Annotated in this window: 7 protein-coding genes and 1 pseudogene; 6 read left to right on the plus strand and 2 right to left on the minus strand. The window is 58.0% G+C overall.

Annotation, left to right across the window (positions count from 1 at the left end):
- Positions 1-11: 11 nt before the first annotated feature.
- Positions 12-1,916, plus strand: coding sequence for a GmrSD restriction endonuclease domain-containing protein (locus CKO25_RS17935; protein ID WP_200389327.1), 1,905 nt, complete (start codon positions 12-14; stop codon positions 1,914-1,916).
- Positions 1,917-2,376: 460 nt separating this feature from the next.
- Here CKO25_RS17935 and CKO25_RS21335 read toward each other — a convergent pair.
- A pseudogene (locus tag CKO25_RS21335) lies at positions 2,377-3,165 on the minus strand (ISL3 family transposase).
- 295 nt (positions 3,166-3,460) lie between these two features.
- Between CKO25_RS21335 and CKO25_RS17950 the strand changes: the two are divergent.
- The 5 genes from CKO25_RS17950 to CKO25_RS17970 all read left to right on the plus strand — a co-directional run bounded on the left by CKO25_RS17950 (position 3,461) and on the right by CKO25_RS17970 (position 5,342).
- Positions 3,461-3,640, plus strand: coding sequence for a phenylpyruvate tautomerase MIF-related protein (locus CKO25_RS17950; RefSeq protein WP_242467714.1), 180 nt, complete (start codon positions 3,461-3,463; stop codon positions 3,638-3,640).
- Positions 3,641-3,811: 171 nt separating this feature from the next.
- A complete protein-coding gene (locus CKO25_RS22175; RefSeq protein ID WP_443080763.1) occupies positions 3,812-4,120 on the plus strand; it encodes a recombinase family protein in 309 nt (102 codons plus the stop codon).
- Between the two features lie 230 nt (positions 4,121-4,350).
- Positions 4,351-4,680: a type II toxin-antitoxin system RelE/ParE family toxin gene (locus CKO25_RS17960; RefSeq protein ID WP_200389331.1), complete on the plus strand. Its 330-nt coding sequence runs from the start codon at positions 4,351-4,353 to the stop codon at positions 4,678-4,680.
- A gap of 4 nt (positions 4,681-4,684) precedes the next feature.
- Positions 4,685-5,008, plus strand: coding sequence for a helix-turn-helix domain-containing transcriptional regulator (locus CKO25_RS17965; protein ID WP_200389332.1), 324 nt, complete (start codon positions 4,685-4,687; stop codon positions 5,006-5,008).
- A gap of 157 nt (positions 5,009-5,165) precedes the next feature.
- Positions 5,166-5,342 carry a hypothetical protein gene (locus tag CKO25_RS17970; RefSeq protein WP_200389333.1) on the plus strand — a complete coding sequence of 59 codons (177 nt, stop codon included), beginning with the start codon at positions 5,166-5,168 and terminating at the stop codon, positions 5,340-5,342.
- A gap of 366 nt (positions 5,343-5,708) precedes the next feature.
- On the opposite strand, the gene CKO25_RS17975 is transcribed toward CKO25_RS17970, so the two are convergent.
- Positions 5,709-6,029, minus strand: coding sequence for an AcrVA2 family anti-CRISPR protein (locus tag CKO25_RS17975; protein WP_200389334.1), 321 nt, complete (start codon positions 6,027-6,029; stop codon positions 5,709-5,711).
- Between the last annotated feature and the right edge of the window lie 71 nt (positions 6,030-6,100).

The following is a 6,100-nucleotide window of genomic DNA, read 5'->3' on the forward strand; positions in this document are numbered from 1 at the left end:
GGAAAACAACCATGCCAGGATCCACGTTCCAAACCAACCCATACGACTTAGACAGGCTGCTTGAGGATTGCCACCGCGGGATACTTCAACTCCCGGAGTTCCAAAGAAGCTGGGTGTGGGACGAGGATCGCATCAAAAGCCTGATTGCCTCCGTTTCCCGCGCCTTCCCCGTTGGCGCACTAATGACTCTGGAGACCGGCGGCGAGGTCAACTTCAAGCCCCGGACCGTAGAGGGCGCGCCGCTGGACGCCAAGCAAACAAAACCGAACGCTTTGCTGTTGGATGGCCAGCAACGCATGACATCCCTCTACCAAGTCACTCTGCGCGGCAAGGTTGTGGAAACCATCACACCCAAAAAGAAGAAGGTCCGCCGATGGTTCTACTTGGACATCCGAAAGGCTCTGGATCCCAGCGCTGACCGTGAGGAAGCGGTCATCGGCGTCCCCGAGGACAAGGTCATCCGCAAGGACTTCGGCCGCGAGTCTGTTCTCGATTTATCCACCCCCGAAAAAGAATATGCCCAACTGATGTATCCAGTATCCAAGGTCTTTGAGTGGGATCGCTGGCAGGACGCATTTGACCAGTACTGGCGTGGAGATGAGCACGAGCAGATACGCGACGACTTCCGTTCCTTCAAGCGCAATATCCTCGAGAACTTTCGCTACTATCGAGTACCGGTCATCTCTCTGGATCGCTCCACCTCCAAAGAAGCGGTCTGTGTCGTCTTCGAGAAAGTCAACACCGGCGGCAAAGCCCTCGACGCCTTCGAGCTGGTGACCGCCATGTACGCCGCTTCCGGCCATGAGTTACGCAAGGACTGGTTCGGCGATGACGGCAACCCAGGCCGACACCAGCGCTTTAAAGAGACCCACCGCCCTGCAGACTCGAACACAGGCATCATTGCCGAAGTCAGCAACACCGATTTTCTGCAGGCCATATCGCTCTTCTACACTCGCGACCGACGCCGTCAGGCCGCCGCCGCTGGCAAGACGGGTAAGGAGTTGCCAGCCATCACCGGAAACCGTCAGGCGCTGCTGAACCTGCCTTTGGATGCCTACAAGCAGTATGAAAAGCAGGTTGAAGACGGTTTCGTCAAAGCTGCTCGATTCCTGCACATGCTGCATATCTACCGCATCTTTGACCTGCCGTATCAGTCTCAGATCGTGCCCCTTGCTGCTATCCTTGCCGACATCGGGGACGCCTGGGAGCATCAGGCTAACCGGGAGAAGCTGGTCACCTGGTACTGGAACGGGGTTTTCGGTGAACTTTACGGCTCGGCTGTGGAGACTCGCATTGCCAAGGACTTCGTGGAGGTGACGGCTTGGCTTCAAGGCGATCCGGCAGCGACCACTGTCACCGAGACCATGTTCCGCGCTGACCGCCTCAAAACCATGCGCATGCGGCTCTCGGCCGCTTACAAAGGGGTTAACGCCCTACTGATGAAGGAAGGTGCCCAAGATTTCCGTTCAGGCCAAAAATTCGATCACACCGTTTTTTTCGGAGAGAACGTGGACATACACCATATCTTTCCCCAGGAATGGTGCAAAAATTGTGGTATGAAGCCAGTAGAATACGACCCGATCATCAACAAAACCCCTCTATCATACCGCACAAACCGCATCATCGGCGGCGTCGCGCCTTCGCAGTATTTGGCTAAACTGGAGAAAGGCGATAAATCCAATCCGCCCATCGAGCCGGCTAGATTGGATGAGTACTTGCGCTCCCATCTCATCAAGCCAGACCTACTGCGCCGGGACGATTTCAAGGGATTCATGGCCGATCGGCAAAATCGTCTCCTAACGCTCATCGAACAGGCAACTGGCAAACCGGTTTACCGGGGTGATATTGCAGAAGAAGGCGAGGACATAGGGGACGACGAAGACGCGGTGGCGGGTGACATGCTTGCTCCAGCTTAATGACGCTCTAGGCGAAGGCTTTAACCTAGATCCGGCAGTTGACCGCTTCGTGCCGCATGCAACGGCTTGACGTCGTTGAGTATCTTGGTCATCTGACACCTCACCTGCGGGGTGATGGCCGCTACGGCCCCTGAAGCACGCCCCGCGCGGCGCCCGACTGCGTTGCAACTCGTTGTCGTAGAACCACTACGACGCCTCGCCGTGCCTTGTCGGACACCACGCGGGACGCACTCCTAGGGCCGTTCAACTGCCGGATCTAGGTTTAAGGGTCATTGTCCGGGAGGTTGTGCTGGATGTAAGAGACGGCATCACTGCGCCGGTCACAGAGCCGTGACGTTTTAGAGGCTCTCCCGGATTTCAGGGGAATGTAAAAAAATTTAAAAACAATTATTTACCCCTAGATTTGACGTACACATCAACTACGAAAAGTCGCTGAACACGAAAACTCTAACGCATTGATTCAGATTGGCTCCACGCCGAAGCGAGCGTATCCGTTGAGATCCAAGCACACTCTTTGATACAGATGGGCGAGGTTGGTGATGCCGTAACAGCGTCGTTTGAGGACTTTCAATTGATTTTTGAGACCTTCTACAAACCCGCTCGTCTGACAGTTGACCAAATCATTGGTCTTCTCAGGGAAATGAATTCTAAGCGTCCCAAGAAATCGATCGGAACACCTGATTCCCAGATTCGAGACCTGTCGCATCCAGCGACGAATTTGACGTTTTCCTTGTCCTGTTGAGAGAGGGCTTTCATCGATCACGGTGAGCGCTTCGCACGCATCGTGAGCGTCTTTGATTTGGGGCGAGTGAACAAACAAACGATTGAGGAGACGACGCTCATCGTCGGTGAGATCCGCGCGGCGATGGCGCAAGAGCCAATGCACGTTTTTGAACTGATCCAATGTCGATTTCGTGAGCGTCCGCCGTAACCGTTTCCATTCCCGTTTTCGTCAGGTCTCAAAACTGTCCGGATACCGGCGAGCAATATGGAAACGATCTGCGCAAATGAGCACACGTTTGCCGAAAACGGCTTTCGCAGCCCCAATGAAACCGGCATAGAGATCCGTGCAGATGACCTTGACGGTACGACGTAACCGCTTGGGAATACTGTTAAAAAATGCCTTGACTGCGGCTTTGGTGGGCTCGCTGAGCAGTCCGATGACCTGCAGCATGCCGTTGATATCGGCACTGACCACAACAACATCGTGATGTCCCTTCTTCAGTGCAATCTCATCGATCCCGACCACTTCGAGATTTTGATAACCCCCTGAGATCCGGGAGAGCCAAAATTCAATGCGCGCCGAACACTCCGATCTCGCCTCGAAGCTCAAGGCCAGTAACGAAATCGAAAGCAAAAACGGGCAAAAATCTCATAGCACCCATCCCAAAGAGTGAGCATTGGTCATCAATCAGAATAGGCTCCCGATTCCAACTTCCGGATGACGACGAAACGCTCCGTCGACAATGACCCGGCCTCGACGCCAAGCTCGATCCCGCTCGGGTGCATCGCCTTCCACGATCAACGCACACGAGGACCCGCCCATGCCTACACTGCGCCTGCTGACCAATGCCGAGATCACCCCCGAGTCGCGTACGCCCGAGTTTTCACGCGCGCTCTGCACCCTGCTGACTGACACGCTCGGCATTTCGCCCGAGCGGGTCTACATCGAGTTCACCGCCCCGCCCCGGCATCTGTTCGGCTGGAACAGCGAGACCTTCTGACGCCTGTCCCCAAGCCTGCCGATGACCGGCTCAGCCGGTCGAAGACCGCTCACGAACAGCCGTTTCCAATCAGACGTGGACTCGGGCATGGCGATCCTCGTGGGTGGCCGGCTCGGATGGCTGCACGGGGGAGGGCCGTGGAGGGTCGTCCCGGGCGCGCTGAATCTCGATATGGCTGACCACGGCGGCTTAGCCCGGACGGGTGTAAGCTCGTCCCCCGGCAAGCACGATGTACCCTCGACTGATAGCGACACCCTGGTGCTGTGGAAGCTCGACCGTCTAGGACGGGATCTGCGCCATTTGGTCAACAGGGTCCATGACCTCACGGCCCGCGGCGTGGGAGCAGCCGGTAATCGCTGCCCGGCCTGTTGTGTGACTCTCTGTCGATCCATCAGGCAGTTGAGGCCCTCGTGGTTCCATCAGATCCGCGATCCAACGAGAGATCCTCGGTCGGTCGGTAACCGCGAACTTGATCTTTGACCCACGCAGCCTGTTGGCAACCTTTCAGTCGGTCATCGGCTCGGCATCAAGGGAACGTTCTTTGACCTGCACTGGGCCATGGATGAGTCGATTCCGCCTCTCACGGCGTCCTTTTTCCTGCGGATCGGCGTCCGGATTTTTGCGGCTCGGAGCGCCGAATGGACGTGGAATACGCAGCCGGGTGCGTGTTTTCTGATTGTGTAAAGGTAACTTATGTGTTGCTATAATTTATGATTGAGGTTGTTCAGTACGAGACGCCTGACGGCGCGTGTCCCTTTGGTACGTGGTTCGAGGGTCTCGATGCGCGGGCCGCGGCGAAGGTCCGCGCGGCGATTGCCCGCATCGAGACCGGGAATTTCGGGGATGTGAAGCCGATCGGGGAGGGCGTGTCCGAGCGGCGGATCGATTTCGGCCCCGGCTACCGGGTGTATTTCGGGCAGGACGGGCAACGGCTCGTGATCCTGCTCGTGGGCGGGACGAAAAAGCGCCAACAGCGCGACATCGAGCAGGCCAGGGCGTACTGGCAGGACTACAAACACCGTAAGCAGAAAGGAGTGTGATGCCATGGCACTCACCAGAAATTTCAAAGATACTGTCAAGGCCCGCGCCGAGCGTGATCCGGAGTTTCGGGTTGCCCTGCTGGAAGAGGCCCTCGATGCCTTTCTGAATGCCGATCTCGACACCGGCAAGGTCCTCCTGCGCGACTACGTCAACGCAACCGTCGGGTTCGAGCAGCTCGGGGCGCAGCTAAACAAGAGCCCGAAGAGCCTGATGCGGATGCTCAGCGAGCAGGGGAACCCCCGCGCCGACAATCTCTTCACCGTGGTCGCGCATTTGAAGGCGCATGAAGGCGTCTCTTTCAGCGTACAGCGTGCGGGGCGGTCTTAACAGGGCAGGCCGCTCGCGGCCCTGCTGGAGGGGTTGATCGCCGGCTCTCCCGGATCTCAGGGAACCCTATGTTGAGAGAAATCATCTTCAAGGTGCGTGGGAATGCTTCCGGGCGACCCTCATCGACCAGGCGGGTTTCCAGGGTTGGGACAGACTGATGTTTCACACCAATGAAGCAATGAGTTGGGAGTCGGGTCGCCATCTGGAACGGATGGCGCCGCTCGTGGTGCTGATTCGCAACCTCGCCATCCAAAACAAGGCCCCACCCCAAGTCATTGAGGAGATCGAGGAGATCGCTGAAACCCTTGCCGACATCTTGAAAGATCCAGGATAGGTGGGTTCGGACGAGGTGCACCTCACGTCGGCGTCAGGGGTCGGAATAAAGCACGTCGGATTAGAGTCGATTTCAGTCTTCTTCACACCGCGGCGGGTCTGCGTCTCGGCCACCGCTGATCACGGCGGAGCACTTTTTGCGGTTCTGCTCCCGGAGCGGAGCGGCTGGTGGACCGACGGGGGACCGGTGACCGAGGTCGCGTGACCGTGTGCCGGCATCGAGGTCCACTGTCGGATCAGACGCGAATCAAGGCTTCGCGCTGCGCCCCGTGAAGCGGAGCCCCTCAGCGCACCACATACGGCTTCGTCTTGACCTCAGAGGAGCTGGCCCCGGTCAACCCCCCAGATCCAACAGCACCGCCTGAATCTACCTCAGCCGACTCTCCTCCAGCCCCTCGCCATAGCGGATCCGCCGGAAGCGCCCACGACGCCAGTGCGGCTTCACATGCCGCTCACCGCCTGTTCGCGCCAGCCCACTTGGTAGCCCCGAATCGGTTGTATCCGGGACCGCGCTCGGCCCGATCAGGATCCGATCATAGGCAGTGCGCAGCTTGCGCCCGAGCTTCGCCGCCTTCTTCGGCCCCAGCTTCGCCAGCTCCGTGCGCTCAGTCAGGCGCCACTTCTCGGCATCCGGCAGGTTCAGATACAGCAGCACCTTGGCCAGTTCGAAGATCACCGGCTTGGCCATCGCCACCTCCCCCGGTGACATGAGAGTCCAGGGCAATCAGCAATCGTGGTGTGGAAACCCCGATTGTAGAC

The organism is Thiocapsa imhoffii (assembly GCF_016583985.1).
Taxonomy (GTDB): Bacteria; Pseudomonadota; Gammaproteobacteria; order Chromatiales; family Chromatiaceae; genus Thiocapsa; species Thiocapsa imhoffii.

What these genes read in the sequence shown, in the direction of transcription:
- CKO25_RS17950 (WP_242467714.1), top strand. Translation starts at nt 3,461, where the DNA reads ATGCCTACACTGCGCCTGCTGACCAATGCCGAGATCACCCCCGAGTCG.
- CKO25_RS17975 (WP_200389334.1), bottom strand. Translation starts at nt 6,029, where the DNA reads ATGGCCAAGCCGGTGATCTTCGAACTGGCCAAGGTGCTGCTGTATCTG.
- CKO25_RS17960 (WP_200389331.1), top strand. Translation starts at nt 4,351, where the DNA reads ATGATTGAGGTTGTTCAGTACGAGACGCCTGACGGCGCGTGTCCCTTT.
- CKO25_RS17970 (WP_200389333.1), top strand. Translation starts at nt 5,166, where the DNA reads ATGTTTCACACCAATGAAGCAATGAGTTGGGAGTCGGGTCGCCATCTG.
- CKO25_RS22175 (WP_443080763.1), top strand. Translation starts at nt 3,812, where the DNA reads ATGGCTGACCACGGCGGCTTAGCCCGGACGGGTGTAAGCTCGTCCCCC.
- CKO25_RS17935 (WP_200389327.1), top strand. Translation starts at nt 12, where the DNA reads ATGCCAGGATCCACGTTCCAAACCAACCCATACGACTTAGACAGGCTG.
- CKO25_RS17965 (WP_200389332.1), top strand. Translation starts at nt 4,685, where the DNA reads ATGGCACTCACCAGAAATTTCAAAGATACTGTCAAGGCCCGCGCCGAG.